The organism is Pelagimonas phthalicica (assembly GCF_004364805.1).
GTDB lineage: Bacteria > Pseudomonadota > Alphaproteobacteria > Rhodobacterales > Rhodobacteraceae > Pelagimonas > Pelagimonas phthalicica.
This window is the reverse complement of record NZ_SOAP01000002.1, coordinates 658,741-685,724: the sequence shown is the minus strand read 5'-3', so window position 1 is coordinate 685,724 and position 26,984 is coordinate 658,741. Positions and strand designations below refer to the sequence as shown.

The following is a 26,984-nucleotide window of genomic DNA, read 5'->3' as shown; positions in this document are numbered from 1 at the left end:
GATCAAGCCTCCAGGATTTCGGATGCGCGCTGAATACCGGCGCGGATGCGTTGATAGGTGGCACAGCGGCAGGCATTGCCATTCATATAATCGTTGATCTCTTCAACCGATGGCTTTGGGTTTTCCTGCAAAAGACCAACGGCGGACATGATCTGACCGGACTGGCAATAGCCACATTGTACGACGTCCAGCTCTTTCCAGGCTTGCTGAATCGCGGCCCCTTCGGGTGTATCGCCAATGGTTTCGATGGTGGTGATTTCGGCCCCTTCGACATCTTCGATAAAGGTCTGGCAAGAGCGAGCCGGTTCGCCGTCAACATGGACGGTGCACGCGCCACAAGACGCAACACCGCAGCCAAATTTGGTGCCGGTCAGTTTCAGTTCGTCCCGGATAACCCACAAAAGCGGGGTCCCTGGCTCGGCGTCGACGGAATGCTCGACGCCATTTAGCTTGAGATTAATTGTCATGAGTGATGCCCTGTTAGATTAGCGCGCGTTTGGCGGTGTAAACCATGTAGTTTACACTAAGCGGTAATCAAGCGGGGTGTAAACCCTTGCGTTTACCCCAGCATGACCCATATTAAGGTGTTTGACAAAATCCAAGAGCAGAACCCGGACCCGTGTCGGAAAAGAGAGAAGACATATACAGGGCGGCTGTTGCCGAATTTCAGGAGCGCGGATTTCATGCCACCAGCATGGATGGGATTTCTGCGCGCGCCGGTGCATCCAAAAGAACGGTCTATAAGCACTTTGAAAGCAAAGAGAATTTGTTTCGTGAATTGATGCGCCGTCACTGGGCGCGTTTCGTCGAAGTCTATGACGTGCGCTATGATCCCAGCCGCGATATTCGCGATCAATTGCGGGAATTTGGCCGCGAAGAAGGGCGGCTTTTGACCTCACCCGAAGTGATGGCGACGACTCGGCTGGTGATGAGCGAAGTGTTGCGCAGCCCGGAACTGGTCGAGCAGAACGAAGAAAAAACCAACTACCGCGCGGGGATCGAAGCCATGCTGCGCGCGGCCAGTGCGGATGGAAAGTTGCAGGTTGTCGATGCCGAACAGGCAGCGGAAGAGTTCATTTCACTGATCAAGGGCAAAGCGTTTTGGCCTGTTGTTTTCGGCGCGCCTGTTTTGTCTCAGGACGACATGAGCGCGCTGATTGAAAGCAGTGTCGAGATGATCATGGCGCGCTATGGGGTTTGACCCAGGGTCTAGGCCCTAGTCTTCAAACTGCCGCGCTAGGGCGCAGAAGGCTTCCAATGGCACCTGTTCAGCGCGTTCGGTTGGTTTGATCCCGGCAGCGATCAGACGGTCTTCGACATCGGTGCCCAGCGGTTTCAACGCGGAACGCAGCATCTTGCGTCGTTGGTTGAATGCGGTGGCGACGACCTTTTCCAACAGATCTGCACGGGCCGGAAAGCGCGGTTCGAGCAGGGCGGTCAGATGCACAACGGCGGAGTGGATTTTAGGGGGCGGCGAAAACGCCTCGGGCGGTAGTGTGAGCGCGATGCGCGGGTTGGCGCGCCATTGCGACAGGATGGCAAGGCGACCATAGGCTTTGGAGCCGGGCTGCGCTGTGATGCGCTCGGCCACTTCTTTTTGGAACATCAGCGTGAGCGACGACCAGAAAGGCGGCCAGTCCTTTGGGGTCAACCAGCGCACCAGCAATTCGGTGCCGACATTATAGGGCAGGTTGGCGCAGATCGCGATTGGCGGTGTCAGATGGGCCAAAGGGTCAATCTGAAGAGCGTCGCCTTCGACAAAGGAAAACCGGTCAGGATAGAGGTCCTGGATTTGCTGGAGGGCCGGAAGGCAGCGGCTGTCTTTTTCGATGGCGAGCACTTTGCGCGCCCCTTCGGCCAGCAAGCCACGGGTAAGACCACCGGGGCCCGGGCCGACTTCGATCACATCGGTGTTGGAAAGATCACCGGCGATGCGGGCAATGCGTGAGGTCAGGTTCAGGTCGAGCAGAAAATTCTGCCCCAGCGCCTTTTTCGCCTTGAGCTGATGGGTTGCGATGACGTCGCGCAGAGGCGGCAGTGAATCGATTTGGCTCATGTCAGTCCCTTGCGGCGGTCGGTCCAAATTTCGTTGACGAAATTTGCAAATTCCAAGGATGGAATTTGGTCACGCTTCGTTCGACCCGTTTTGCGCCAGATGATGGGCCAGTTTCAAGGCCTCAACCGTTGAGGTTGGATTGGCCAGCCCTTTGCCTGCGATGTCAAAGGCGGTGCCATGGTCAGGCGAGGTGCGGATAAAGGGCAGGCCAAGCGTCACGTTTACACCGCGGTCAAAATCCAGCGTCTTGATCGGGATCAGCGCCTGATCGTGATACATGCAGATCGCCACATCGTAATTGGCACGGGCGCGGGCGTGGAACATCGTATCAGCGGGCAGGGGACCGGAGAGGTGCAGCCCCTCGGCCCGCAACCTGTCCACGACCGGAGAGATCAGGGTGGCGTCCTCGTGCCCCATACGGCCACCTTCGCCCGCATGCGGGTTCAGACCGGCCACGGCGATGCGCGGTGTGGCAATGCCGAATTGCTCTTTCAGAGCGGTGGCCGTGATACGAATGCGCTTTTCCAGCAACGCCTCGGTTAGTGCTTCGGGCACTTCGGAAATGGCAATGTGGATTGTGGCAGGCACAACGCGCAATTGCTCAGAGGCCAGCATCATCACAACCTCATCCGCCCCAGCCAGATGCGCCAGAAACTCGGTATGACCGGGAAAGCGGAAATTGGCCCCTTCGGCCAAAGCCTGTTTGTGGATGGGCAGGGTGCAGAGCGCTGAGGCCAAGCCGTGCATCACCAGATCGACACCGCTTTCGATCGACGCGATCACCCCTTGGGCATGGCGCGGCTGCGCCTGCCCAGCCACACGCGGGCCGTTGAAGGGCATGGGCAGGATTGGCAGGCCGGTTGCGCAGGCCTGGAGCGCGTCGCGGGGATCATCCAGGACGGCATGGGGCACGAAGCCCGGCAAATGCGCCGGGTCACCGATCCAGAAAAATGGCACATCCTGCCCTACAGCCTGCCAGGCGGCTTCGATCAGTTCCGGTCCAATGCCTGCCGGTTCGCCGCAGCTGACGGCGACCGGCAAAACAGGTGTTTTCTGGATCATTTCTCGATGATGCGTGCATCAGCGCGCAATTGCGCGAGGTAACCATCCGCCAGATTGGCCACGCGTTTGTTGCGCAAGCCAAGTGTGACCTGATCGCGATCCGCATCCTCGGAAATTGTGTTGGTGCGTCCGCAGAGCATCAGGAAAACCAAAGTCTGACCATCGGCGCGTGTCAAAGCGGTAGACACCTCGCCGGGATCGAGTTTGGACAATTCATATGCCACATCAGTGGGAATTTCCGATGGGGGCAGGGTGTCGCGTTGCAGAACCTCTTCTGGCTGGCCTTTGGCAATGCCGTAGAGATCATCGCAGCGATCCACCTTGCTTTTCAGCACACGCGCCTTGGCCAATGTGTCATCCGAGCGACCGCCGGGCATGTAATAGGCCGCATATTCGACCGAGGCGATTTCTGGCGCGGAATAGGACCCTTCTTCGATATCACGCAGTTGGAACAAGGCAATCGCGCCCTGCAATGGGATTGGGTCGGTGACTTCACCCGGTTTCAGCCCCAGAAGCAAAGGGCGCAGGGGCGCGGGGAGTTCAGACAGGTCGCGCCAGGGCATCCGACCGCCATTGCCACGGGTCGAAGTCGCCGAAAAACGCCGCGCTTGCGCCGAAAAGGCTGACGGCGAAGTCAGTTCCGAAATACGACGTGCACGTTCCTGAATCTGCGCCTCTTGCCGGGGGGGCACAGGCATGATGATTTCGGAAATCAACACTCGCACATTGTTCGATCCGCCTGAGGACAAGGCGCGATCCACTTCGGCCTCGGACACGGTGGAACGACCGGCAAAACGCTGTTGCACCAGCATCCGCCAGGACAACCCGGCCAAAACAAAATCACGGAATGTCTGCTCTTCGACACCGGCGGACCCGAGGGCTTGAATAAACTCTTCGCGGCTGAGATTGGCGCGCCCGGCGAATTCTTCCATACCGTCGAGTATTTCCTCACGGGTTGGACGGATCCCGGCGTCGCTGGCTGCTTGCAGGCGCAGGCGGTCGTCAATCAATTGTTCACGCGCCAGTTTCTGCGGGTCACCGGGCGCGCGCAGCAGCTTCAGCATCGTGGCGCGCTGCTGGAGTTCGTAGCCGGTCACCACTTGCTCATTCACGATAATCGCGGGGGAAAACAATCCTTGTGCAGGCAAAGTGGCCGGTGTCAGGGACATGGCCGCTGCAAAGGCAATAGGGGCAAAAGAGCTGAGAAAACGGGTCAATGGGCGCATGTGCGTCGATACTCCTTGGCGCTGCCGCCGGTGCTGAACCCTTTCAGCGCGACAGTCAGGTCGAAATCGGTTGACGGTTCCAGGTTGGTTGCCGAAGCATATTTCCGCGTGGCCTTGAAATCCACCTGAACACATTCATTCCGGTATTGCAGCCCAAGCCCGAGACGGTCAAGCCGTTGATCGGCAAGATCATACCGAGCCTCATAGGAACTGCTCCAGTGTTGGGTCATGCGAATGGTGCTGTCAAAGGTCCATTCGGACTGGGCGCGGTCGCGTTCTTCGGCGGAATCCGCGACCAGCAACAGGTAGGAGGCGGTCAGGTCGAGGCGGTCATTGCTCCAGGCGGCGCTGGCTTCGGCCTTGTTGGTGCGCCCGGTATCGTCCAGCAATCCTCGCGCGCTGAGCGTCAGCCCGGAGGGATGGGTAAATTGCCCAGAAACCAACCAATCGGAATCCTTGCCCTGCAAGCCAGAGGAGCGGCTGAAATCAGGGTCTTGGTCCTGTCGCCAAACCCGGCCCAAGGTCAACGCCGCGTCCCATCCCTGGGGCGAAATGTGTCGCCAACGCAGACCAGCAGCCAGTTGATGGCCGTGTTCACGCCGATCTGCCGCCGGAAAGCGCGACAGGGAGAGCAAATTACCCTCGTCAAATTCGACACGAGTGCTTTCGTCATTCGGGTTTTTCGGGCGATCACCGCCAACCCAGCCATATTGCACAATGGGTTCCAGCAAGGTGCGGCCGCCATTGCCGGATCGGCTTTGGAAGGGCCACCGCAGATCAACCGCGACACCGGGGGTCAGACGAGTGACGTTGTCGTCGGACGTATTGTCCTGGCGGGTGACATAGTGGTCCAGCCAGAGATGCGTTGAAACGCCTGCCTGAAGCCCAAAGCCTGAGGTCCAACGGTCACGCCAACTGATCTCGCCATTGAAACGCGCGACATCGCGGCCATCGACGACCAGATCGAGATCGGCGCTGTCAATCGGGATGGAGGAATAGCGGTAATGGCCATGCACCTCAGCGCCGACGCGAAGCTCGCCGCCCAACATGCTGGGAAAGAAACGCTTTTCCCGACCAAAGCTAAGCGCAATCGCCGGTTGGGTGTCGTTATCCTCCAGCGCACGGAGCGTTTCGAAATGCGTGAGCTCGGCCCAGCTATATTCCAACGGTTTCACGCGTTCGACGCCAATTCGGCTTTGGAGCCTGTCCTGATCGGAGATGTTATAATCATTCAGGTAAGATGCATCGAGAACGGCATTGGCGCTAAAGGAGAGTTTATAATCTTTGGGCAGGTTGAATTGCCCATCGGCAAACACATAGCCGCGCAAAACATTGGAAATCAGCGTGTCATAAGACGCGGCACCGGCAATATTGATGTCGCCATTGGCAAAGGCCTGGCGATAGCGAAATTCCAAAGTCCGGGTTTTGGGCGACAGGTAGGGCGTCAGCGTCAGGTCTTTGTGATCGCCAAATGGAATGAAATAGGGGACGCGGATACCAGCGCCAAGCAATGTGGAACTGCGCAAAGAGGGGACAAGAAAGCCGCGCGCGCGTTTCAGGGTTGGATCAGGCAAGCGCAGGTGTGGCAGATACATGATCGGCACATCCAGCACACGCAATTGCGCCTCGTCAAAATAGAGCTGACGTTCTTGTTGATCATGGACAACCTGCTTGGCGCGAATTTGCCAAAGCGGTACGGCCTGATCCCCGCAGACCTGGCATGAGGTCACGGCGACCTTGCTCAGCTGGGTATAGCGACCGTTGGCGCGCCGCGCTTCGACGGCAGCCAGTTGCAACTGCTGGTCCAGCACCATGCGCGCGCCTTTCAGCAGTCCGTTTTTGAACTCCTGATCCAGAGTGGCGTAATCCGCAACAAGGATCGTGCCCTGGGGATCGACGATGCGAATGGGGCCGATGATTTCTAAGGTATCCGTGGCGCGATCATAGATGATCTGCGTTGCCGTCAGATGGGTGCCGTCATGCAGAGCTTCGACATTGCCCGTGGCGACAAGCCTGTCCTGGCTTTCCACAAACACACTATCGGCCACCAAAAGCGCAGGCGCGGCGGTGCTTGCCTCTTGCGCGTTAGGCAGCGAAGGCAAGGCCAACAGGGCACAAAGGGCGAGGGTGGAAAGGCGCATCATCCGTCCTCCATATGCAGGACCAGCCCGAGCGCAAGCAATATCGACGCGATAGGGGGAACCCAAGCCGCCAGAATTGGCGATAACTGACCACTTTCACCCATGATCTGAGCGAAATTTCGAACATAATACAGGCCAAAGCCCAAAAGAACCGCTGACAAAACCGCCAGGCCGGTGCGCCCCAATCGGGCTGGGCGCATGGTAAAGGCGGCTCCGACAAGCACCATAGCCACAAGAAACAGCGGGCGAGCCAGCTCCATATTGAACCAGACCACATGGCGGCGCGCCGAGAAACCTGCCTGATCCAGATCCGAGATAAAGCTGGGCAAATCCCAAATGGCAACCGAAGAGGGTTTGCCAAATCGGTCGCGAATGCTGTCGCGGGTCAGGGTGGATGTCAGCTCAAGAGTCTCATGCTGGCGCGCTCCGGCCTCTGGGTTCAGCCCGGCGGATAGCGGCCAGGCCTTGGCACCGCGCAAATGCCAGGCCCCTTCGCGCAGGCTGGCGGATTTGGCGCTGATCCGCTGCATTGGCCCACCTTCCGGCGCATAGGCCACGATGGAAACGTCATAAAGCTCGGTTGCTTCGGGATTGGCACGGGCGGCGCGGATGACCGCTTGGCCCTGTGGTCCGCCTTGGCGCAGCCACAGTCCCTCGGGGCCGATGGAAATCGCCGAGGTGCCACCATTTTCAAAGGACTCGGCCATATCGACATAGCGCTTGCCCGTGGCAGCCACGATTGGGTTCATCACGGCGACGATCAGCGCACCGATCAACAGCGCCACGATCAATGGCGCTACCAACAGCGACAACCCTGACCGCCCCACAGCCCGCGTTACCACCAGCTCTGAGGATCGGGACATGCTGACAAACATCGCAATGGTGGACAGGATCACCACCAGCGGCATGATTTGATACATGCCGTCAGGCAGTTTCAGCCCGACCATTTGCACGACCTGGGCAAAGTTGGCCCCCTTGTCGAGAAAGCGAAGCTGCTCGATCAGATCCAGCAGCGCCTGAAACAGCGCCAGAACGGCCAGAACCGACAGGAAGATCACCAAAAACCGCCGCGCATAGTAGAGGTGAAGCGTCATGCCGGCACCTCCTGTCCTTTGGGGCGACGGGGACGAAACGGCCTTGCCGCGCGCCACAGCATGAACAGAACCATGGCAAGGCCGACCAGGCTGGGCAGGTAGACCAGCGGCCACAGCGCAGTGTCATTGCGGGCGGGTTCGGTGATCCCGCTTTCGACCAGTTTGACGACCACAAGCAAGAGGATGGCCATGATGATCTGACGGGTCACCCCAAAGCGCGAAAACCCGCCAACAATCAGGGCAGAAAACCCGATCAATGAGGCCACAAGGGCCAACAAAGGTTGCTGAAAGCGCGAATGGCCTTTTTCGAGGACTTCGGCGCGTGGTTTTCCAGTTTCCTGCGCGACCGCTTCGCTGTCAAAAAGCAGCTCTTGAGTTGGAACAAAATTCAATTTGCGTCTTTTGGCTGACGCGCCGCTGATCAAACCGGAGATATCATAGGTCAGGTCGCTGAAATTGGTGGTGGACAGACGTTGTTCTACCAGATCCATTGTTTGCGCCATACCCGACAGCATCACCAGTTTGGGACCTGCATCATCACGCACCAAATAGGCCGTGTCGGCGGTGTAAATGGTTTCGCTGCCCGCCTGACGGCGGTCTGACAAAAACACATCGCGCAGCTCTCCATCAGGAGAAATGTCGCGAATATAGAAGGTTACGCCCTTGGAGGGGTGCAGAAAGCTGCCCTCGCGCAGCAGGCGCGCGGTGACCGAGCTTGAGATCTCTTGCTGGCGCAATTGCAGCTGTTCTAGGGAACGCGGCACCAGGAAATTTGTCAGCACACCCATCATCAGACAGACGATCAGCCCAAAGAAAAAGAACGGGCGCACCAAACGCCAGGGCGAATAGCCGGTGGATTGAACTACGGTCAATTCACTATCGCCCGACATGCGATTGGTGACATAAACCGCCGCCGCAAAGGCGGACATAGGCAGGACCAGGGCGATCACAGCAGGTAGGCTGAGTGCGGAAAATTCCAGGAAAATACCGGCGGAATGACCGTCAGCAATAAGCTGGTCAAACAGATCCACTGCCTTATTGACCCAGTAAACTGACACCAGCACTAGGGCAAAAAAGCCGAACAACACCATAAGTTGCGACAGGACATATCTGTCGAATCTCTGCAAGCTCGCCATACCCCCACGATGTGACACTTGCGAACACTCTAGTGGGGATTGGCCTCGGGGGAAAGGTGGCTCTGGTCAATCGGGGCGCACAAGGCTAGGTCATAAGCAAGGTTTAGCCAAAGGATATGATGATGACCGAGCTGCGCGCTTTTTCTTTCGCTTCTGTTGATCTGGACGCATTGGCCGAGGCCGAGGGCCGGGTGGCGGTTTTGATCCCGTCCGAAGGCACGATGAGCCCCGGTGCGCGCCGTTTGAATCGCCTGACCAAGGGGGCCGTGGCACGTGTGGTCGAGGATGAGGCCTGGGGTGACAAGAAGTCCGGCGATGTGGTGAGCTTGGCCTATCCCGTTGGCATGAAGGCTGAGGCGGTTGATATCATCTGTCTGGAACGCCGCCCCTCAACGGTCGAGGCGCGCAAGGCGGGGGCCAAGCTGGCCAAGGCAGCGGGCAAAGCGGCGCTGACCGTGCTGGCCGAGAATGTGAAACACCCGGCAGAGTTTGCCATGGGATTGGCGCTGCGCGGCTATGCTTTTGACGCACGCAAGACCGCCGAAAAGAAAGAGAGCAAGCCTGCGCTGGTGATGTGCAAAGAGCCCGAGGCCGCAGAAGAGGCCGCCGTGGCAACCCGCGCTGTGGCCGAAGGCGTGACATTCACCCGCGATCTCGTGTCCGAGCCTGCCAATGTGCTGAGCACAACAGAATTTGCAGATCGTCTTGTGGCGTTGAAAGAGCTTGGCGTTGAGGTCGAGGTTCTCGAAGAGGACAAGCTGACCGAACTGGGCATGGGCGCATTGCTGGGCGTTGGGCAGGGCTCGGCCATGCCGTCCAAGGTTGTGGTCATGCGCTGGAAAGGCGGCGAGGGCGCGCCTTTGGCCCTGATCGGCAAGGGTGTTGTGTTTGACACGGGGGGAATCAGCCTGAAACCGGCCCCCGGCATGGAAGACATGACCATGGATATGGGCGGGGCTGGCGTGGTGTCTGGTGTGATGAAAACTCTGGCCCTGCGCAAGGCCAAGGCCAATGTGGTTGGTCTGGTCGGCCTCGTTGAAAACATGCCCTCCAGCACCGCGCAGCGCCCCGGCGATATCGTCACATCGATGAAGGGCGACACGATTGAGGTTCTCAACACCGATGCCGAAGGGCGTTTGGTGCTGGCTGATGTCATGTGGCACGCGCAACTCTCCGAGGAACCGGCGGCGATGATCGACCTCGCCACTCTGACCGGTGCGATCATCATTGCGCTGGGTCATGACAATGCCGGCGTGTTTTCCAATGATGACAGCTTTGCCAATGACTTCCTCAAGGCCGCCAAGGCCGAAGGCGAGGGCGCGTGGCAAATGCCGCTGGCCCCGGTTTATGACAAGCTGCTGGATGGCGGCAAAGCTGATATCAAGAATATCGGTGGCCGCGCGGCGGGTTCGATCACAGCGGCGCAGTTCCTGCAACGTTTTGTCAAAGACGGGCTGCCTTGGATCCATCTCGACATTGCGGGCGTGGCCCAGGACACCAAAGAGACCGCGCTGGCCCCCAAGGGCGCGACCGGCTGGGGCGTCATGGCGCTTGACCGCCTTGTGCGCGACAAGTTCGAAACCGAGTAAACCGCTATGGGGGCCGTCTTTTTCTACCATCTGACCCGCGCCTCGCTTGAGGACACCTTGCCCATGTTGCTGGGCAAGGCTTTGGGGGCAGGGTGGAAAGTGGCTGTACGCGGAACCGATCCGGGTCGCATGGACTGGCTGGATCAGAAACTTTGGCTGGGGCAGGAAGACGGATTTCTGCCCCATGGCCAAATCGGCGGGGCGCATGACGCGCTGCAACCGGTGCTTTTGACGTGCGGCCCGGAAAGCCCGAACAATCCCGCCTGCCTGATGAGCGTGGATGGAGCTGCGGTCACTGCGGACGAGGTTCAGGATCTGGAACGGGTCTGCATCCTGTTTGATGGCCATGACCAAGAGGCGGTGCAACACGCCCGCACGCAATGGAAATCCCTGACCGGAGCGGGCTGTTCAGCCCAATATTGGTCCGAGGAATCCGGGCGTTGGGAAAAGAAAGCCGAAGCGTGAGCCATCCAGGGTGTTTTTGGGCAAGGTTTCTTTGGGCTAAAAGTATCCCGGGGAGTCCCAAGCAAGCTTGGGACGGGGCAGCGCCCCTAATCCCCTTACCTCTCAAGCACCATCTTTTGTCCTGAAATCTGAATGCTCTCAAAGCGATCCAGATAGGTCATCCCCAGTAAAGACGTGTCCATCTCGCCGCCATTCACATAGGCGGGCAGGTTTTTGTCAGTGAATGGCCCCAACTCCACAATGTCCAGAGAAACAGGGGCTGTATCCACTGCGCCATTGGCGGTCATTGCCTGCGTGAGAAACACCAGATTGTTCAAATCCAGCCCGATACGCGCTGCGTCGCGCTGTGTCAGCACAACCGATGTTGCCCCGGTGTCCACGACGAAAGGCACCGTCCGACCATTGATCTCAAGGTCAACATAGTAATGCCCATCTTCGGCGCGAGGCAGTTCTACACGGCCCTGATCCTCGAAAACGGTTTGGCGGGGCATGAGATCGTGTTTCAGATCCCCCCAAAGCCCGATGGCCGCCATGACAGCAATGAAAATGAACACCCAAGCGGCGGCGTCGCGCACCAGTTTGCTCAACCCGCCATGGTTTTGTACCACATACCAGCTGACCAGCACCGCACCGAGTGCGCCAAGATAGATCATATTGCCGAGATCATCGCCCTGCATGGCAAACTCCTACTCAATCACATATTACATAGGGAGCCCCGGCATGCGATGACAGGGTTCAGGACAACCCAATGCCAAAATCGCGCAGCCCGTCCAACACGAATTGCACCGACAAAGCCGCCAACAACATGCCCAAAAGCCGCGTTGTCACGACAATGCCCGTGCGGCCCAAGGCGCGCTCAATACTGCCCGCCAAAAGAAAGAACACGAGGCCAATCACCAATACGCCGACCATGATCGCAAGAATGCCTGCCATTTCCGCAGCGCCATTGGCCTGCCCGGCCAAAAGGATCATCGTCGCGATAGACCCCGGGCCTGCCAGCAAAGGGATCGCGATGGGAAAGACAGACGGGTCGGGAAACTCTTCTTCGTCGGCGCGGTCTTCGCGGCGTTTGGTGCGGCGTTCGAACAACATATCGAGCGCGGTCAGAAACAACAGGATGCCACCGGAAATGCGAAAGGCCGGCATGGAAATGCCAATAAAGCCCAGCACGTTTTCGCCCAGAAACGCAAACAACGTCAGGATCGCCGCCGCCACCAGACAGGCGCGAATGGCCACTGAACGGCGGTGAGCGACACTCGTACCTTGGGTCAGCGCAATAAATACCGTCGTCAACCCAATCGGGTCGATCACCACAAACAGTGTGGCAAAGACGGTGATGAGAAAGGTGGTGTCCATTGGGTCAGCCTAGAAGAATACGCATCACGATCAAGTCTTTAACCGGCCTCAGCCGTCTCAAGCTTTTCCACGGCCTTTTCCCAAAGCTCCTCGGCACGGGACAAGCCGTCGCGAACTTCGGCATATTTCTTGTTCCAAACCGCCAGATCCCCGGCGCGACCGTCTTCATAGAGTTCCGGATCGGCCAGTTTCGCGGACAGCTTTTCGGCCATCTCCTCAAGCTTGCCGATACGGTCCTCGCATTTGCGCACGTCAGACCGCAGCGCGAGGAGTTCATCGCGAGAGGCGCGTTTGGGTTTGGGTGTCTCTTTCTTATTGGGCTTCGCAGGCTTGTCCTGGGTCAGCAGCAGGCTGCGATAGGCATCCAGATCATCCTCATAGGGTTTCACTGTGCCATCGCCAACCAGCCACAGCCGGTCTGCCACCATGCCGAGCAGGTGCATATCGTGGCTGACCAGGATCACCGCGCCGCAATAGGCGGTGAGCGCCTCGACCAGTGCTTCGCGGCTTTCGATATCGAGGTGGTTGGTCGGTTCGTCCAGGATCAGCAGATGTGGCGCGTCCAAGGTGGCGAGCAACAGAGACAGGCGGGCCTTTTGCCCCCCCGACAGGCGGGCGACTTCGGTGTCTGCCTGATCCGCGCCAAGGCCAAACCCGGCCAGAAGCGCACGCAATTTGGGGGGCAATGTATCGGGGCGTTCGCGCTGAACATGCTGTAACGGGGTTTCGTCCAGATGCAGTTCATCCACCTGATGTTGGGCAAAATAGCCGATGCGCAGCTTGGAGCTTTTGCTCATCCGACCCGCTTGCAGGGGCAGGCGGTCGGAAAGCAGCTTTGACAGGGTCGATTTGCCCTGACCATTGCGCCCCAGCAGCGCGATACGGTCATCCTGGTCAATGCGCAGGTTGAGCTTTTTAAGGATAGTGACGTCTCCGTAACCGGTCGCGCCGTTTTCAATATTGATGATCGGCGGCGATAGCTCATCCGGTTGTGGGAAATTGAACACGCGCTTGGCCGCCTCTTCGGGGGCGGCGATCATGTCCATGCGTTCGATCATTTTCAGACGTGATTGTGCCTGTTTGGCCTTGGTAGCCTTGGCGCGGAAACGGTCGACAAAGCTTTGCAGATGGGCGCGGCGTTCTTCTTGTTTCTTGGCCTGCGCGGCGGCCTGGGCACGCTTTTCGGCCCGCAGCTTAGTGAAACCGTCATAGGGCGTGCCGTAATAGGTGAGCCGCTTGTCTTCGAGATGCAGGATCGAGCCGACCGCGCGGTTCAACAGCCCACGGTCATGGCTGATGACGATGACCGTATGGGGATATTTGGTCAGGTAGGATTCCAGCCAAAGCGCGCCTTCGAGGTCGAGATAGTTGGTCGGTTCGTCCAGCAGCAGCAGGTCGGGCTGGGCAAAGAGCACACCCGCCAAGGCAACGCGCATCCGCCAACCGCCGGAGAAATCGGAGCAGGGGCGTTTTTGGGCCTCAGCGTCAAATCCAAGGCCTTTGAGGATAGAAGAGGCGCGGCTCTCGGCGCTCCATGCATCAATATCGGCCAGTCGGGTTTGGATTTCAGCAATGCGGTTGCTGTCCGTAGCAGTCTCAGATTCGGCCATGAGCGCGGCGCGTTCGGTATCGGCCTCAAGCACGGTGTCGATTAGGGAGGTGTCGGATGAGGGCACTTCCTGCGCGATGCCGCCAATGCGCGCGCGGGGTGGCAAAGAGATGTCGCCATTGTCCAGCGTCAGCTCGCCCTTGATCAGGCGAAACAGGGTGGTTTTCCCGGCACCATTGGGCCCGACCAGACCAACTTTGTGGCCCGCAGGAATGGTGGCGCTGGCCCCTTCGAAAAGAGGGCGACCTTCGACGGAATAGGCGATATCTTGGATACGTAACATGAGGGCCGCAGTGCCAGTGCGCGTGCATGGTGTCAATCGGGAGTGATTGGGTTGAGAGTAATATTGACGTCGCAACATCTGAGCAAAACTGTTTTGACCGGTGAATGGCCAGATCTCAATGTGTTTTGTTTTCTGGACGATCTGAGCACAGGGCCGGTTTCAAAATGGGATAAAGCACGCGGCTTTGCTGAGCAACGTCACACCCATTGGGCCGCACTATGGGGAGAGGAACTGGATATGGAGGTCGAGTTCACCGGCTTATGGGCAACGCCGTTTCCAGTGTTCCGTTTGGAAGAGTTGTCAAATGTGTCAGAGGCCGACCTACCGGAGATTCCAGAGTTTGAGGAGGCGGTAACCCGAGCTGAGCGCGTTTCAATTTGGTTTGATGACAGCGTTCAGAGCCAGATTTGGCGACATTTCGCTGTGATGGAATTGCAGAGGCTTGGCGTTGATAAAAGGCGCGTCTTTCAAAGACGTTTTGATGTGTTTGAGATCATGTCACTGCAGAAGCGAGCGTTTAGATCCGCGATTTCTGAAGCTGTCGTGACCAAGTTAGAGCACCGCGTTGACGTAGCGCGTTCAACCGAACTTTGGCAGGCGCGGGTCTCGCTGCCAACTTGGATTGAGGGGATTGCGCTGGAACCAGAAATGGAAAAGGTTTTCCGGACAATCTGCGGACGATTTCCCGATGCACAAACAGGTTTGTCCAATTTGCAGGCGAGAGTGCTTTGCGAGATTGGCGAGGTGTGGATCCCAATGGCGAGGCCGGTGGGGAACGCTATGGCTGCAGGTCTAGAAGAGAATGATCATGTCGGCGACATGGTATTGAAAGCAGAGTTGGTCCAGATGGCAAATCACCCTACAGCTTTGGTACAGATAACCGGCACGAGCCCAAAATGAGTGACTGCAAGGTTCGACTGACCGAGGCAGGCAAGGAAATGAAGGCGCGGTTGGTTTGAGGGGTTTTCAAAAAATCCGGCCCGTGCTAACGCCCGCGCAATAGAAACAGCCGGGCAGGGTGCCCGGAATTTGACGGAGCAAGACAATGGCCCTTGAGCGCACATTTTCGATCATCAAACCTGATGCCACCCGCCGCAACCTGACTGGCGCGATCAACGCCAAGTTCGAAGAAGCTGGCCTGCGCATCGTTGCGCAAAAGCGTATCCACCTGACCAAAGCGCAAGCGGGTGAGTTCTATGCAGTGCACAAAGAGCGTCCTTTCTATGACGAACTGTGCGAATTCATGGCTTCCGCGCCAATCGTTGCTCAGGTCTTGGAAGGCGAAGGTGCCATCCTGAAAAACCGCGAAGTTATGGGCGCAACCAACCCAGCCGACGCCGCACCGGGCACCATCCGCGCTGAGTTTGCTGAATCTGTTGGCGAAAACTCTGTCCACGGTTCCGACGCACCGGAAACCGCAGCCGTAGAAATCGCATATTTCTTCTCGGGTCTGGAACTGGTGGGCTAAGCCCATTCGGTTTCATGAGACGTGAAAAGGGGCCGTTGGGCCCCTTTTTGTTTTTTTAAGCGACGTTTTGCATTGGGGCGTTTTGTTTTTGCCCAGCACGATCACCCAGCTCAAATTCGTCCAACAGGCTGGTGAGGCGTTTCGCCATGGTCGCCATATCTCCGCTAACCGTGCGACCGTCTGAGACCATATGCGTGTTGGCGTCGGTCAGGTCCCGCAGCAGCGACATGGATTGATTGACCTGGGTCAGGTCATCAGCCTGACGTTGGGCTGAGCGAGAGACCGATTGCAGAGCATCATCCACGGATTGCACGCGGGTGATGATATCTTCGAGCGCGGAGCCAGCGCTGTGGACGAGCTTGACGCCCTCATCTACTTGCTGGCCGCTTTCATTGATCAGCGATTTGATGTCCATGGCGGCCTGCGAGGATCGTTTGGCCAATTCGCGCACCTCTTGCGCGACCACGGCAAAGCCACGGCCGCTTTCACCTGCGCGCGCGGCTTCTACCCGCGCGTTGAGCGCCAGGAGATTGGTTTGGAATGAAATTTCTTCGATCATGGAGATGATTTGTGAGATTTCATCCGAGCTTTGCGCGATGCGATCCATGGCGGACACGGCCTGGCTGACGATTTCACCAGAGCGGTCCGCGGTGTGGCGCGCCGATTGCGCCGCTTCATTTGCTGTAACCAATTGGTCGAGATCGTCGACAACATGCTGCGCGACCTGTCCGACACTGTTTGCCGTAGACAGGATCGTGTCGCTTTGCTGCTCGGTGCGCGAGGCAAGATTGTCAGAGGCGGTGGCCATGTCGCTGGCCTTTTCCGTCATGGTTTGAACGGTCGTGGCCAATTCCCGCAAGACACCGCGCAGCCTGCTAGAGGCGGTGTTGAAATCCTCGCGTAGCTGATCATATTCGGGGTCCAGCGCGTCCTCGAAACGCAGGGACAGATCGGCCTGAGCCAAGGCGCTGAGCCCCTCAGTGATCAAGGCAACCGCGGCAGAGGCCTTGGATTGAAGGGCGGCTTCGTCTTCGGCTTTGATGCGCCTGTTTTCTTCTTGCATGGAAAGGGTTTGCTGTTTGAAGCGATAGATTGAATCTGCCATCACATTGATTTCAGCCTTGCCCTTGATAAAGGGGACATGCACGTCGAAATCGCCATCCCGGAACTGCGCCATGATTTTAATCAGGGCGCGGAATTTTGAAATCATGCGTTCGAAAACAAAGAGCGACACGAGGACGGAACTGACGACAATGAGCCCGACAACCGTTATCAACGTGTTCAACTGCTGCGCGGTAGCGCTCAATTGAGATTGAGCGATTTCGCGAATGCTCTGGGCGAACTCCAGCTCTTTCTCCCTCAGGAAATCAATCCATTGGGTCGACGCGGCGAACCATTCCGGTCCGCTAAACCTAGGCTTGGCACCACCATATCCCCAAGCTGTTAAGTCCAACCGCATTTTGGCAACGCCAATATCTGTCGCGGCCTGTTCAACCTTTTGCATCATCTCGGGAAGATGCGCCGTTTTGGCCGCGAGACCCAGTAGGGTGAATTGCCCGCTTCCTAATTCCAGAAATCGCTCATGAACCTTTGGTTTGGCGGCCCCACTGCCCAGCATGACTGCCCCGGTTGCACGTTCTAACCCAGCGTTTTCTTTGGCATATCCAGTGAGGATGCGGGATTCGACCAGATGAATAATGCCGTTGTCAGCCCTTTGACCGTCAATGCTTGCCGTGGCATCCAGAAGGTTCGTAATGATGCCGGTATACCATCCGGCGAGCTCTGGCACAGTGAGGTTCAAGGCGGTGATGTTCTGCCTGGTTTCTTGCAACTCTTTGAGGGTGCGCTGCGCTTGTATCGCGGTCTCTGGTACGGATTGGCCTGAGAAATAATGTTCCTCTAACTGGGCCAATGCTGCGTCAGTAGATTTGCGTAATTCGGGCAGCGATGCGGCGAAGTTAGCACCCTTGGATGCCGTGTAACCGGCTGATTGTCCTCGCTCTTTTTGCAATTCGTGAACGGCGTCATTAACAAGATCAGACAGATAAAGCTCGTGAATGCTTGTTTCAATCTGGCGTTTTTGTGCGCGCAGGTTGTCGATTTCCACGTAAGAAAAGAAACCAATCAGCAAAATCATCGGCAGCAAAATAACCACCATATTCATGCGAAGTGTCATGTGGCGAACCTCAAATGTAGATTGAGGCGACCATGGCGCAGGGTGACCTAAAGAGCGGTTAAGGAGACTGTGGTCTGCGACGCGGAATCACGCCAATTAAATCCAATTCTCTTTCAATTCCGACAAGAACGTCTGGCTCGACTTCGGATTTCAGAGCGTCGAATTTCTTGCGTAAATCGGATTTTTCCTTGCCTTTACAATCGTTCCAAGGGCGACCTTGAAGTCCCATATGCAGGACGTAGTACCCGATAAAATGCGGTTTCGTTCCGGTTTTCAGCAAACGGCGATAGGCTTCATGTGCGCCAATATCGCGCAGGGTTTCGGCATCCGGAATGCCCGCCCGGTGCAAGGCTTGCTCCACGGCGGGGCCGAGATTGCGAATGCTGGTGATTGGCGTTCCGGTCATTTGGTCAACAAGGCGTCGATGACATCCCCTGAAATGCCCTTGGTTAGAGACGAGAAATCACCGTCGGTGAACATTTGTGTTGCGGTGTCGTGAATGACCTTATGAGTGGCACGGGCGAGGGCAGAGCCCAAGGATATCCGCGCCACGCCGGATTTGGCAAACTCGGCCCGGCTATGCGCGGCAAATTGGCCAGCGGCCAACGCGTTGACCGGGAGAGATGTGGCGGCGCAAATGGTTGCGAGGTCGCCGAAATTAGGCGGGAGGGGAATATAAACGCAGTCAGCTCCGGCGGCCTCGTAGGCCTGGATGCGTTTGATTGCTTCTGCCAGGTCGTATTGCCCGTTCATGACACCATCGGCACGCGCAACGAGGACGAAATCGCGGGGTAAGGCGCGCGCCGCGGCAGCGGCGGCGCGAATGCGGTCGACTGAAAGGTCAAATTCGTACGGGGTTTCGTCTGGTAGAGCGGTGTCTTCGATGGAGATCCCTGCCAAGCCTGCCTCGCAAGACAGGCGGACTGTTTCTGCGCATGTTTCCGGGGCTTCGCCAAAGCCGTTTTCGAAATCGCCCGATACTGGCACGGAGACGGCTGCAACCAGATCTGAGGCGTGGGATAGCGCTTCGTCGCGGGTGACGGTGCCCATATCCGGGCGGCCAAGCGTAAAGGCGTGGGCGGCAGACGAGGTTGCGATGGCTTGTGCGCCGAGGGCAGCCAGCATTTTGGCGGAACCGATATCCCAGGCATTAGCCAGGATGAACGGATCGCCGGGGATATGCAGGGCGCGAAAGGCGGGGCCGGGATCATGAGGCACAGGAAGTCTCCTTGGATAGATCATGCGCAAACTGACAGAGGGTCCTGACGGAATCTGACAGTTTGTCATCAGCGACGGTCAAGGCAACGCGCACATGGCCCGCAGCTGAATTGCCAAAGCTCTCGCCCGGCATTACGGCGATTTTGTGTTTGGTCAAAAGTGCTTGGGCGAAGTCGAGACCAGAGAGGCCCGTCGCGCGCACGTCCAGCATCGTATACATGGCTCCGTTGGACGGGATCGCTTTGACCGCGCTTTGCTCGGCGAGGATCTCGCGCATGAGATCGCGGCGACGCCGGAAGGGGGCGGCGATTTTCTCTTCAAGCGGCTCGCCCTGTTGCAATGCGAAAAGCGCAGCGTCCTGGATATAGCCGGGCACGCCATAGGTGGTGGAGGTCGCCAGGTCGATGAGTTTTGTGATGACCTCTTCGGGCGCGGCAATCCATCCGATCCGAGAGCCGGTCATCGCATGGCTTTTGGAAAAGGACCCGATCATCAACGTGCGTTCAACCATACTAGGCAGGGCGCGCGGGCTGAGATGGTCGCCTTGCCAGATTTGCGTGTCGTAAACCTCGTCCGAAATCAGCCACATGTCATTGTCGATACAGGCCTTGGCGATGCCTTCTAATGTGGTGCGGGGGTAGACGGTGCCGGTTGGGTTATTGGGGGAGTTGATCAGAAGCGAGCGCGCCTTATGGGCGCGTGCGGTTTCGGAAACAAGTTCTGGATCTGGGAGGAACGCATCGCGCGAGCGGGTTTCAATCGCATGTGGAATCGCGGAGGCGGCGCGGATGGTGCCGGGGTAAGTGGCGTAATACGGATCAACATAAAGCGCAGTGTCGCCGGGGTTGCAAACCGCCATATGGGCCGAAAACAGAGCCGATTGACCGCCGGGCGTGATCAGGATGTTGTCAGGTTTGGTTGGGACGCCAGTGCGTTTGGTGAGCCGATCGGCAACGGCCTGACGAAGCGCAGCAACGCCAGGCACCATGGCGTATCCGGTGTGTCCGCCTTTGGCGGAGCGATGCATGGCGTCGAGGATTGTTTCATCGGTCAGAACGTCATGTTCACCAATGGTGAGTTCGGTCACGGTCTCGCCAGCTGCAACCATGCGGCGGGCGCGGTAAAACACCTCCCATCCATCGGAACCGCCGCCAGTGATGGAGGTGATACGGTCTGACAATTTCGCCATCAGGCTCTCCGTTTTTCAGATACAGGTAGGGTCAGGATGCATTGATTTAACGCCGGTGACGGTAAATCAATGCATCCTGTCCTAGTGATGGCAGAGCATTGGTTCCCGGCGCAAGCATCGTATTGTATTGGTTACACTTTGTTTACGGATATGAAGACTGTGAGGGGGCAGCGTTCGGTGCCCCGATTGACCCAGCGAACGGTCCAAAGTAGTGTTTATGACATGCTGGACGAGGTATGACAGCGGCCCCGGTCAAAAGCCGGTGGCCGTTTTTTCATGCCCTGCACCCTGGAGGGGGCAACCTTACAGGCAAGAAAGGTGTCGAGCATGGAAAATGAAAAAGACGATCCGGTGCTTATCCGGGCCAGAGCAGAGATTGAGCGGCTCAAACAACAACGCGATGAAATCGCGGCAACGCTCAATGACCTGACCACCGAGCTGCACGAGCTCAGGGCCAGAGTCAGGGAAGGAGACCCAGATAGGAAAGGCGACTCCGGCAAGGTGCTGGGGGATGTGAAATATTGGCTCAGGGCAGCCCGTGAAACGGAGTGTGAAATTGAAGCGATCAGGCGAAAGGAAAGCGAAATCACAGGCGAGTACGGACTCGACCTTGATGCCGCAAGACATGAAATCGGGTGCCGTCTGGCTCGCCTCCGCCCCTGTGGATGTGAGGAAGAGGTTTCTGAATGAGCTATCGATCGGGGAGCGCATTGCGCTCCCCTTTTTGTTTGAGTTCTGGGCGCATGAGCATCAATTGCCGCCTGAGGGGGATTGGCGATCCTGGGTCATTCTAGGCGGGCGCGGCGCTGGCAAGACGCGCGCCGGGGCGGAATGGGTGCGCAGCATGGTCGAGGGATCGCGGCCTTTAAGCAAAGGCAAATGTCGGCGATTGGCGCTGGTGGGGGAGACCTTTGATCAGGTGCGCGAGGTGATGATCTATGGCGATAGCGGGATCATGGCCTGTACGCCGCCGGATCGGAAACCGAAATGGGTGGCCTCCCGCCGGTGCCTGGTCTGGCCCAATGGGGCGGAGACCATGGCGTTTTCGGCCCATGACGCCGAAGGGTTGCGCGGGCCGCAATTTGATGGGGCCTGGGTGGATGAGCTGGCAAAGTGGAAGAAGGCGCGGGAAACCTGGGACATGCTGCAATTTGGTTTGCGGTTGGGGGAGCATCCTCAGGTTTGCGTGACCACGACCCCGAGGAATGTCGAGGTGTTGAAGGAGTTGCTGGAGCTGCCTTCAACCGTGGTGACACGCGCGGCGACAGAGGCCAATGCGGCCAATCTGGCCAAGTCTTTCCTAGAAGAGGTGCGCGCGCGCTATGCCGGGTCCGCCATGGGGCTGCAGGAATTGGACGGTATCCTTGTGGAAGAGATTGATGGCGCGTTGTGGACCCGTGAGATGTTTGACGAAGCGCGCATGGGCAAGACGCCCGAGATGACGCGTATCATTGTGGCGGTCGACCCGCCGGCGAAATCCAGCAAGAGCAGCGATGAATGCGGGATTGTTGTGGCTGGCGTCGTGCAGGATGGCCCACCCAAGGATTGGCGCGCCTATGTGTTGGAGGATGCCAGTGTTCAGGGAGCCTCGCCCTTGCAATGGGCGCAGGCGGTGGTTGATGCGGCCAAGCTTTGGGAGGCGGACCGGGTGGTCGCGGAGGTCAATCAGGGCGGTGACATGGTTGCAGAGATGCTGCGCCAGGTTGATCCGATGCTTCCGGTGAAATCGGTTCATGCATCGCGCGGCAAGGTCGCACGGGCGGAGCCCATTGCTGCGCTTTATGAACAGGGGCGGGTGAGGCATGCGCGCGGCTTGGACCAGCTTGAGGCGCAGATGTGCTTGATGACCCATGCCGGTTTTGAAGGCTCGGGCAGCCCGGACCGGGTGGATGCCTGCGTTTGGGCGCTGAGCGAGCTGATGCTGGAGGGGTCTAAACAGAAAGAGCCAAAGATTCGGGCCATTCGGTTTTGATGTTCACCGAAAAGCCTTTTGAAACAACGCTCTGAGCGTTGCGTTAGCTGCGCACGGTATTGTCAGAAGGCTTTAAACCTAAAAACCTAAGTTGCTTTTCAAGACGAAGGGCAACCTTTGAAACGAGATTCACTGGACGTGACACCGGGCAATGACCGGGCACAGGGCGGCGCGAGGCGTTTTCCTGAACAAAGACGGCTTGCCCGGCCCATGTCCGCCAAGGAAAAGGAGCTAACAGCATGGTATTCGATTTTCTGCGGCGGGCGCAGGCCCCGAATGCGGCTCAGACTGCGGCACCAGAAGCCAAGGCTTCGGCCACAGGTCGTCTGGTTGCACAGATGAGCGGCGGGCGCGTGGCCTGGTCGCCTCGGGATACGGCATCGCTGACCAAGCAGGCCTTTGCCGGGAACCCGGTCGGGTTTCGCGCGGTCAAGCTGATTGCCGAAGCCGCGGCTGCTCTGCCTTTGGTGTTGCAGGATGCGGATATGCGCTATGCGGAGCATCCGGTGCTCAAACTGATTGCCGGGCCGAACCCCGCTCAGGGGCGCGCGGATTTCTTTGAGGCGCTCTATGGTCAGATGTTGCTGTCGGGTGATGGCTATGTCGAGGCGGTATCGGGCGAGCAAGGTGTTCCCTTTGAGCTGCATGTACTGCGTTCTGATCGGATGCGCGTGGTGCCGGGGGCAGATGGCTGGCCGGTCGCTTATGAATACAGTGTTGGCGGGCGCAAACATCGTTTCAATGTGACTGGGCCGGTGTCTCAGGTCTGTCATATCAAGAATTTCCACCCACAGGATGATCATTACGGTTTGTCCCCGCTTCAGGCGGCGGCCCAGGCGGTGGATGTGCACAATTCTGCCAGCCGCTGGACCAAGGGGTTGCTGGACAATGCTGCGCGTCCGAGCGGGGCGATTGTCTGGAAAGGGGCAGAAGGGCAGGGTCAGTTGAGCCCGGAACAGTTCGACCGCCTGACCCATGAAATGGAAAGCATGCATCAAGGCGCGCGCAATGCGGGACGTCCCATGTTGCTGGAAGGTGGGCTGGATTGGAAGCCCATGGGCTTTTCGCCTAGCGATATGGAATTCCTGAAAACCAAGGAAGCTGCCGCGCGCGAGATCGCGACTGCCTTTGGTGTGCCGCCAATGCTGCTTGGTATTCCCGGTGAGGCGACCTTTGCCAATTATGCCGAGGCACAGCGGGCGTTTTATCGCCAGACCGTCCTGCCATTGGCGAGCAAGGTTTCGGCGTCGGTCGGGCGTTGGCTGTCCAGCTTTGTTGGTGAAGAATTGCAGCTGAAACCAGATATGGACCAGGTTCCCGCACTTGCCAGTGAGCGCGATGCACAATGGAACCGTGTGGCTGCGGCTGAGTTCCTCACACATGCAGAGAAACGCCAGTTGTTGGGTCTGCCAGCGCTGCCCGAGGGCGATGCGGGTGAGTGAGATGCGCGTAAAGGAGCCCTTTGCCTGTGCACCGGCCATGCGGCTGGAGGCGCATGAGCGGGTCAGCAAGCTACAGATCGATGCGATGAACGACAAATTCGCCCGGATCGAGCTGCTGATGGAGCGGTTGGAAAAGCGGCTTTGGTTGACGGTTTACGGCGTTGCCGGGGTGATCCTGGCCGAGGCTTTCCAGAGTTTGATCAATACGGCGCCCTGAGCGCGAGATGAAAGGACAGAACATGGATTTGGAACACAAGTTCTGCCGCTTTGACGCGGATATCACCGTGGTCGAGGGCACCAAGATCGAGGGCTATGCCTCGTTGTTTGGCACCTGTGATCAGGGGGGCGATGTGGTGAGCAAAGGGGCCTATACGCGGTCCTTGAAAAAGCTCGAAGCGGACAATCGCGCGGTGAAAATGCTGTGGCAGCATGACCCGGCCCAACCCATCGGGATCTGGGACGAAGTGCGCGAAGATGAGCGCGGGCTGTATGTCAAAGGCCGTTTGCTGGACAGCGTTGAAAAGGGCCGCGAGGCGGCTGCGCTGATCGAAGCGGGCGCAATTGATGGGCTGTCCATCGGTTATCGCACCGTGAAGGCGAGCAAGAATGACAAGGGCCAGCGGCTCTTGAACGAACTGGAGCTTTGGGAAGTGTCGCTGGTGACCTTTCCGATGCTGCCCAGTGCCCGAGTGGCGGCCAAGGCCGAAGAGCCGGACGCCGATCATTGGGGAGAGTTGGCGGATGTCCTTGAGGATGCCCGTCGTAACCTGGCGGGCGGTTGAGCCGCGCCACTCATGAGGATGAAACACATGAGTACAGCCGAGACCAAGTCTCGGACCGGGGAAGATATGCCTCCGGTCGCCCGGGTGAGTGCCGCGATGGCGGGACTGATTGGGGATTTCAAGGCCTTGCAGGCCGACCTTCAAGAGAAGCTTCACAAACAGGAAGAGCGACTGACCATGCTTGATCACAAATCTGCCGTTGCGGCACGTCCCGTATTGTCGACCCATGCAGAGGTTGACGCCCCCCATCAGAAGGCTTTCGACGCCTATCTGCGTTCTGGCGAAGATGACGGCCTGCGTGGCCTGGAGCTGGAAGGCAAGGCCATGTCCACGGCCGTGAATTCCGATGGTGGTTATCTGGTTGATCCGGTGACTTCGGAAACCATCAAATCCACTCTGGACGCCACCGCGTCGATCCGTGCAATCTCAAACGTTGTGAATGTCGAGGCGACATCCTTTGACGTTCTGATCGACCAGAATGACACCGGCGCTGGCTGGGCTGATGAAGTGTCGTCGACCGCCGAAACCGGCACGCCGACCATCGAGCGTATCTCGATCCCGCTCTATGAGCTGAACGCGATGCCCAAGATATCTCAGCGTCTGCTGGACGATTCCGCCTTTGACGTGGAAACCTGGCTGGCCGGTCGTGTCGCTGACAAATTCGCCCGCGCCGAAGCGGCTGCGTTTGTGAATGGTGACGGTGTCGACAAGCCGCGCGGTTTCCTGAACCACACCATTGTTGCTGATGACAGCTGGGCCTGGGGCAATCTGGGTTACGTGGTCTCTGGCGTTGCAGACACCATTGGTGATGGCGATGCGCTGATTGACCTGGTCTATGCGCTGGGTGCGGAATACCGCGCCGGTGCGAGCTTTGTCCTGAACTCCAAGACCGCGGGCGCGCTGCGCAAGCTGAAGGATGCGGATGGCCGCCACCTGTGGGCCGATGGCCTGGCTGCTCAGGAACCGGCGCGTCTGCTGGGTTACCCTGTGCTGATTTCCGAGGACATGCCTGACATTGGCACCGACACCACGCCTGTTGCCTTTGGTGACTTTGGTGCCGGTTACACCATTGCTGAGCGTCCTGATCTGCGCGTGCTGCGCGATCCGTTCAGCGCCAAGCCGCATGTGCTGTTCTATGCCTCCAAGCGCGTTGGTGGCGATGTCAGCGACTTTGCAGCGATCAAGCTGCTGCGTTGCGCGGTCTGAGCGTAGCCACGAGATGAGCGGCGGGGTCGCCCCGCCGTTCACAGGGCGCGCGCAGCCGATGGTGTCCAGCAGTCCCCCTCCGCCCGTGCAGCGTGGGCGGCGCGCGCCCGTCACATGCGGGGGGCTTGGGCAAAGGGTTGGGAATAGCCTAGCGATTTCGGAGAAGAAACATGATGTTGGTGGAAGAAACTCAGGTCGCCGAAGCGGCGTTGCCAATTGACGCCCTGAAACGGCATTTGCGTCTGGGCAGCGGCTTTGCCGAAGACGATGTGCAAGACGCCGTGTTGGGCTCGTTCCTGCGGGCGGCCATGGCTGCGATTGAATCCCAGACGGGCAAGTCTTTGATCACCCGGGCCTACACGGCCAAGTATCCACGTTGGCAGAACCCCGAAGGGCAGATCCTTCCGCTGGCACCTGTCACCCACATTTCCGATGTTCTGCTGGTTGATCGGCTGGGCAATGTCGAGATCGTTCCGGTCGAAGATTACCACCTGGAGCAAGACAATTTTGACCCGCGTCTGATGCCGACTGCCGTGGCTTTGCCGCGCATTCCGACAAACGGATCGGTGCATGTGCGCTTTGATGCGGGCTATGGTCCGACCTTTGAAAGCATTCCGAGCGATTTGGCCCAAGCGGTGTTTCTGTTAGCGGCCCATTACTATGAATATCGCGACGAAACCGCGTTGGCCCAGGGATGCATGCCCTTTGGCGTGTCCAGCCTGATTGCCCGCTACCGTCCGGTGCGCGTGGGGATCGGCGGATGAGACGGCCGCATTTGAACAGACAGCTGGTGCTGGAAACCATTGTGCGGGTCGATGATGGCTCGGGCGGTTTCGAGGAAACCTGGCAGCCGGTCGGCACGCTTTGGGGGCAGATCAAACCCCGTACCGGTCGGGTGCGCGAAGGCGAAGCGGGGGCGGTCTCGGTCCATGCCTTTGTCATCAAGGTGCGCGGTGCGCCGCAGGGGCAATCCAACCGTCCCGCCGCTGGTCAAAGGTTCCGCTCGGGCGCGCGGGTGTTTCGCATCGAAGCGGTGACCGAAGACGAACCCAAGGGTTTCTACCTGATTTGTCATTGTGAAGAGGAACTAGCCACATGAGTTACGCAGTATCTGGGGCTTTGCAGACAGCTGTTTATGCAGCGCTGCAGGCTGATACGACCCTGGAGACCCTGGTCGGCGACAATATCTTTGACGCGCTGCCCACTGGGACCTTGCCACAGACCTATGTGGCGCTTGGCCCGGAAACGGCGACAGAGGCCGGGGATGGGACGGATGCCGGGGCCTGGCATGAATTCGTCATCTCGGTGGTGACTGAAATTGCCGGCTTTCTCACGGCCAAACAGGCGGCCGGTGCGATCAGTGATGTTCTGCATGAAGCGGAACTGACCCTGACCCGTGGCCAGCTGGTCGGGATGTGGTTCCGCAAGGCCAAGGCAACACGCGAGACCGGCGGGCTGCGCCGGATCGACCTCACTTTCCGCGCCCGCGTGGAAGACAATTGACCCTTTTCAAA

At 58.4% G+C, this 26,984-nt stretch carries 28 protein-coding genes; 14 read left to right on the top strand and 14 right to left on the bottom strand.

What is annotated here, in order from left to right:
* Positions 1-2: 2 nt before the first annotated feature.
* Positions 3-467: a (2Fe-2S)-binding protein gene (locus tag CLV87_RS13460; protein ID WP_099246104.1), complete on the bottom strand. Its 465-nt coding sequence runs from the start codon at positions 465-467 to the stop codon at positions 3-5.
* Between the two features lie 152 nt (positions 468-619).
* Here CLV87_RS13460 and CLV87_RS13455 point away from each other — a divergent pair, with 152 nt between their 5' ends.
* Positions 620-1,201 carry a TetR/AcrR family transcriptional regulator gene (locus CLV87_RS13455; protein WP_099246102.1) on the top strand — a complete coding sequence of 194 codons (582 nt, stop codon included), beginning with the start codon at positions 620-622 and terminating at the stop codon, positions 1,199-1,201.
* 15 nt (positions 1,202-1,216) lie between these two features.
* Here CLV87_RS13455 and rsmA read toward each other — a convergent pair whose 3' ends face one another.
* The 6 genes from rsmA to lptF form a co-directional block, all read right to left on the bottom strand.
* Positions 1,217-2,056: a 16S rRNA (adenine(1518)-N(6)/adenine(1519)-N(6))-dimethyltransferase RsmA gene (gene rsmA, locus CLV87_RS13450; protein ID WP_099246100.1), complete on the bottom strand. Its 840-nt coding sequence runs from the start codon at positions 2,054-2,056 to the stop codon at positions 1,217-1,219.
* 69 nt (positions 2,057-2,125) lie between these two features.
* Entirely contained in the window at positions 2,126-3,118 is a 993-nt protein-coding gene (gene pdxA, locus CLV87_RS13445; RefSeq protein WP_099246098.1) for a 4-hydroxythreonine-4-phosphate dehydrogenase PdxA, read from the bottom strand.
* On the bottom strand, positions 3,115-4,344 hold the full coding sequence (locus tag CLV87_RS13440) for a peptidylprolyl isomerase (RefSeq protein ID WP_099246096.1): 1,230 nt from the start codon (positions 4,342-4,344) through the stop codon (positions 3,115-3,117). Before CLV87_RS13440 ends, pdxA begins: the two co-directional genes overlap by 4 nt.
* Entirely contained in the window at positions 4,332-6,485 is a 2,154-nt protein-coding gene (locus tag CLV87_RS13435) for an LPS-assembly protein LptD (protein WP_099247761.1), read from the bottom strand. Before CLV87_RS13435 ends, CLV87_RS13440 begins: the two co-directional genes overlap by 13 nt.
* On the bottom strand, positions 6,485-7,579 hold the full coding sequence (gene lptG / locus CLV87_RS13430) for an LPS export ABC transporter permease LptG (protein WP_099246094.1): 1,095 nt from the start codon (positions 7,577-7,579) through the stop codon (positions 6,485-6,487). Before lptG ends, CLV87_RS13435 begins: the two co-directional genes overlap by 1 nt.
* The gene (gene lptF / locus CLV87_RS13425) at positions 7,576-8,715 is read right to left on the bottom strand and encodes an LPS export ABC transporter permease LptF (protein WP_099246092.1); all 1,140 of its coding nucleotides are present in this window, start codon (positions 8,713-8,715) and stop codon (positions 7,576-7,578) included. Before lptF ends, lptG begins: the two co-directional genes overlap by 4 nt.
* Positions 8,716-8,837: 122 nt before the next feature.
* Here lptF and CLV87_RS13420 point away from each other — a divergent pair, with 122 nt between their 5' ends.
* Together CLV87_RS13420 and CLV87_RS13415 are read left to right on the top strand one after the other, a co-directional pair.
* Positions 8,838-10,304 (top strand): leucyl aminopeptidase, encoded by a 1,467-nt coding sequence (locus CLV87_RS13420; RefSeq protein WP_099247759.1) that lies wholly within the window; start codon positions 8,838-8,840, stop codon positions 10,302-10,304.
* A gap of 6 nt (positions 10,305-10,310) precedes the next feature.
* The gene (locus CLV87_RS13415) at positions 10,311-10,769 is read left to right on the top strand and encodes a DNA polymerase III subunit chi (protein ID WP_133840783.1); all 459 of its coding nucleotides are present in this window, start codon (positions 10,311-10,313) and stop codon (positions 10,767-10,769) included.
* A gap of 95 nt (positions 10,770-10,864) precedes the next feature.
* Here CLV87_RS13415 and CLV87_RS13410 read toward each other — a convergent pair whose 3' ends face one another.
* From CLV87_RS13410 to CLV87_RS13400, 3 genes are read right to left on the bottom strand one after another with little or no spacing between them, the layout of a single operon-like run.
* On the bottom strand, positions 10,865-11,446 hold the full coding sequence (locus tag CLV87_RS13410) for a retropepsin-like aspartic protease family protein (protein WP_099246088.1): 582 nt from the start codon (positions 11,444-11,446) through the stop codon (positions 10,865-10,867).
* Between the two features lie 58 nt (positions 11,447-11,504).
* Positions 11,505-12,125: a MarC family protein gene (locus tag CLV87_RS13405; RefSeq protein ID WP_099246086.1), complete on the bottom strand. Its 621-nt coding sequence runs from the start codon at positions 12,123-12,125 to the stop codon at positions 11,505-11,507.
* Between the two features lie 38 nt (positions 12,126-12,163).
* Complete coding sequence (locus tag CLV87_RS13400; RefSeq protein WP_099246084.1) at positions 12,164-14,017, bottom strand: ABC-F family ATP-binding cassette domain-containing protein; 1,854 nt, start codon at positions 14,015-14,017, stop codon at positions 12,164-12,166.
* 63 nt (positions 14,018-14,080) lie between these two features.
* Here CLV87_RS13400 and CLV87_RS13395 point away from each other — a divergent pair, with 63 nt between their 5' ends.
* Both CLV87_RS13395 and ndk read left to right on the top strand, forming a co-directional pair.
* A complete protein-coding gene (locus tag CLV87_RS13395) occupies positions 14,081-14,917 on the top strand; it encodes a DUF1835 domain-containing protein (protein WP_133840782.1) in 837 nt (278 codons plus the stop codon).
* A 145-nt stretch (positions 14,918-15,062) separates the two neighbouring features.
* A complete protein-coding gene (ndk, locus tag CLV87_RS13390; protein ID WP_099246080.1) occupies positions 15,063-15,485 on the top strand; it encodes a nucleoside-diphosphate kinase in 423 nt (140 codons plus the stop codon).
* Between the two features lie 55 nt (positions 15,486-15,540).
* Here the strand turns inward: ndk and CLV87_RS13385 are convergent, their stop codons facing one another.
* From CLV87_RS13385 to CLV87_RS13370, 4 genes are read right to left on the bottom strand one after another with little or no spacing between them, the layout of a single operon-like run.
* Complete coding sequence (locus CLV87_RS13385) at positions 15,541-17,661, bottom strand: methyl-accepting chemotaxis protein (protein ID WP_099246078.1); 2,121 nt, start codon at positions 17,659-17,661, stop codon at positions 15,541-15,543.
* A 58-nt stretch (positions 17,662-17,719) separates the two neighbouring features.
* A complete protein-coding gene (locus CLV87_RS13380; RefSeq protein WP_099246076.1) occupies positions 17,720-18,067 on the bottom strand; it encodes a TfoX/Sxy family protein in 348 nt (115 codons plus the stop codon).
* Positions 18,064-18,879 (bottom strand): isocitrate lyase/PEP mutase family protein, encoded by an 816-nt coding sequence (locus CLV87_RS13375; RefSeq protein WP_235871926.1) that lies wholly within the window; start codon positions 18,877-18,879, stop codon positions 18,064-18,066. The genes CLV87_RS13380 and CLV87_RS13375 overlap by 4 nt, the downstream gene beginning before the upstream one ends.
* Entirely contained in the window at positions 18,869-20,068 is a 1,200-nt protein-coding gene (locus CLV87_RS13370; protein WP_099246072.1) for a pyridoxal phosphate-dependent aminotransferase, read from the bottom strand. The genes CLV87_RS13375 and CLV87_RS13370 overlap by 11 nt, the downstream gene beginning before the upstream one ends.
* Before the next feature lie 327 nt (positions 20,069-20,395).
* Here CLV87_RS13370 and CLV87_RS13365 point away from each other — a divergent pair, with 327 nt between their 5' ends.
* The 9 genes from CLV87_RS13365 (at position 20,396) to CLV87_RS13325 (ending at position 26,973) form a co-directional block, all read left to right on the top strand.
* The gene (locus tag CLV87_RS13365) at positions 20,396-20,758 is read left to right on the top strand and encodes a hypothetical protein (protein WP_133840781.1); all 363 of its coding nucleotides are present in this window, start codon (positions 20,396-20,398) and stop codon (positions 20,756-20,758) included.
* A complete protein-coding gene (locus CLV87_RS13360; RefSeq protein ID WP_099246068.1) occupies positions 20,694-22,040 on the top strand; it encodes a DNA-packaging protein in 1,347 nt (448 codons plus the stop codon). The genes CLV87_RS13365 and CLV87_RS13360 overlap by 65 nt, the downstream gene beginning before the upstream one ends.
* Before the next feature lie 239 nt (positions 22,041-22,279).
* Complete coding sequence (locus CLV87_RS13355) at positions 22,280-23,482, top strand: phage portal protein (protein WP_099246066.1); 1,203 nt, start codon at positions 22,280-22,282, stop codon at positions 23,480-23,482.
* A 1-nt stretch (position 23,483) separates the two neighbouring features.
* Entirely contained in the window at positions 23,484-23,699 is a 216-nt protein-coding gene (locus CLV87_RS13350; protein WP_166652753.1) for a GTA head formation protein, RCAP_rcc01685 family, read from the top strand.
* 22 nt (positions 23,700-23,721) lie between these two features.
* Positions 23,722-24,264, top strand: coding sequence for an HK97 family phage prohead protease (locus CLV87_RS13345; RefSeq protein ID WP_099247755.1), 543 nt, complete (start codon positions 23,722-23,724; stop codon positions 24,262-24,264).
* Positions 24,265-24,291: 27 nt separating this feature from the next.
* Complete coding sequence (locus CLV87_RS13340; protein ID WP_099247757.1) at positions 24,292-25,470, top strand: phage major capsid protein; 1,179 nt, start codon at positions 24,292-24,294, stop codon at positions 25,468-25,470.
* Positions 25,471-25,640: 170 nt separating this feature from the next.
* Positions 25,641-26,234: a head-tail connector protein gene (locus tag CLV87_RS13335; RefSeq protein ID WP_099246062.1), complete on the top strand. Its 594-nt coding sequence runs from the start codon at positions 25,641-25,643 to the stop codon at positions 26,232-26,234.
* Entirely contained in the window at positions 26,231-26,569 is a 339-nt protein-coding gene (locus CLV87_RS13330; protein ID WP_099246059.1) for a head-tail adaptor protein, read from the top strand. Before CLV87_RS13335 ends, CLV87_RS13330 begins: the two co-directional genes overlap by 4 nt.
* On the top strand, positions 26,566-26,973 hold the full coding sequence (locus CLV87_RS13325; RefSeq protein WP_099246057.1) for a DUF3168 domain-containing protein: 408 nt from the start codon (positions 26,566-26,568) through the stop codon (positions 26,971-26,973). The genes CLV87_RS13330 and CLV87_RS13325 overlap by 4 nt, the downstream gene beginning before the upstream one ends.
* The last annotated feature ends 11 nt before the right edge of the window (positions 26,974-26,984 follow it).

Excerpts from the sequence above, each read along its gene's own strand:
- CLV87_RS13460 (WP_099246104.1), bottom strand. The coding sequence starts at position 467 with ATGACAATTAATCTCAAGCTAAATGGCGTCGAGCATTCCGTCGACGCC.
- rsmA (WP_099246100.1), bottom strand. The coding sequence starts at position 2,056 with ATGAGCCAAATCGATTCACTGCCGCCTCTGCGCGACGTCATCGCAACC.
- pdxA (WP_099246098.1), bottom strand. The coding sequence starts at position 3,118 with ATGATCCAGAAAACACCTGTTTTGCCGGTCGCCGTCAGCTGCGGCGAA.
- CLV87_RS13440 (WP_099246096.1), bottom strand. The coding sequence starts at position 4,344 with ATGCGCCCATTGACCCGTTTTCTCAGCTCTTTTGCCCCTATTGCCTTT.
- CLV87_RS13435 (WP_099247761.1), bottom strand. The coding sequence starts at position 6,485 with ATGCGCCTTTCCACCCTCGCCCTTTGTGCCCTGTTGGCCTTGCCTTCG.
- lptG (WP_099246094.1), bottom strand. The coding sequence starts at position 7,579 with ATGACGCTTCACCTCTACTATGCGCGGCGGTTTTTGGTGATCTTCCTG.
- lptF (WP_099246092.1), bottom strand. The coding sequence starts at position 8,715 with ATGGCGAGCTTGCAGAGATTCGACAGATATGTCCTGTCGCAACTTATG.
- CLV87_RS13420 (WP_099247759.1), top strand. The coding sequence starts at position 8,838 with ATGACCGAGCTGCGCGCTTTTTCTTTCGCTTCTGTTGATCTGGACGCA.
- CLV87_RS13415 (WP_133840783.1), top strand. The coding sequence starts at position 10,311 with ATGGGGGCCGTCTTTTTCTACCATCTGACCCGCGCCTCGCTTGAGGAC.
- CLV87_RS13410 (WP_099246088.1), bottom strand. The coding sequence starts at position 11,446 with ATGCAGGGCGATGATCTCGGCAATATGATCTATCTTGGCGCACTCGGT.
- CLV87_RS13405 (WP_099246086.1), bottom strand. The coding sequence starts at position 12,125 with ATGGACACCACCTTTCTCATCACCGTCTTTGCCACACTGTTTGTGGTG.
- CLV87_RS13400 (WP_099246084.1), bottom strand. The coding sequence starts at position 14,017 with ATGTTACGTATCCAAGATATCGCCTATTCCGTCGAAGGTCGCCCTCTT.
- ndk (WP_099246080.1), top strand. The coding sequence starts at position 15,063 with ATGGCCCTTGAGCGCACATTTTCGATCATCAAACCTGATGCCACCCGC.
- CLV87_RS13385 (WP_099246078.1), bottom strand. The coding sequence starts at position 17,661 with ATGACACTTCGCATGAATATGGTGGTTATTTTGCTGCCGATGATTTTG.
- CLV87_RS13380 (WP_099246076.1), bottom strand. The coding sequence starts at position 18,067 with ATGACCGGAACGCCAATCACCAGCATTCGCAATCTCGGCCCCGCCGTG.
- CLV87_RS13370 (WP_099246072.1), bottom strand. The coding sequence starts at position 20,068 with ATGGCGAAATTGTCAGACCGTATCACCTCCATCACTGGCGGCGGTTCC.
- CLV87_RS13365 (WP_133840781.1), top strand. The coding sequence starts at position 20,396 with ATGGAAAATGAAAAAGACGATCCGGTGCTTATCCGGGCCAGAGCAGAG.
- CLV87_RS13360 (WP_099246068.1), top strand. The coding sequence starts at position 20,694 with ATGAAATCGGGTGCCGTCTGGCTCGCCTCCGCCCCTGTGGATGTGAGG.
- CLV87_RS13355 (WP_099246066.1), top strand. The coding sequence starts at position 22,280 with ATGGTATTCGATTTTCTGCGGCGGGCGCAGGCCCCGAATGCGGCTCAG.
- CLV87_RS13350 (WP_166652753.1), top strand. The coding sequence starts at position 23,484 with ATGCGCGTAAAGGAGCCCTTTGCCTGTGCACCGGCCATGCGGCTGGAG.
- CLV87_RS13345 (WP_099247755.1), top strand. The coding sequence starts at position 23,722 with ATGGATTTGGAACACAAGTTCTGCCGCTTTGACGCGGATATCACCGTG.
- CLV87_RS13340 (WP_099247757.1), top strand. The coding sequence starts at position 24,292 with ATGAGTACAGCCGAGACCAAGTCTCGGACCGGGGAAGATATGCCTCCG.
- CLV87_RS13335 (WP_099246062.1), top strand. The coding sequence starts at position 25,641 with ATGATGTTGGTGGAAGAAACTCAGGTCGCCGAAGCGGCGTTGCCAATT.
- CLV87_RS13330 (WP_099246059.1), top strand. The coding sequence starts at position 26,231 with ATGAGACGGCCGCATTTGAACAGACAGCTGGTGCTGGAAACCATTGTG.
- CLV87_RS13325 (WP_099246057.1), top strand. The coding sequence starts at position 26,566 with ATGAGTTACGCAGTATCTGGGGCTTTGCAGACAGCTGTTTATGCAGCG.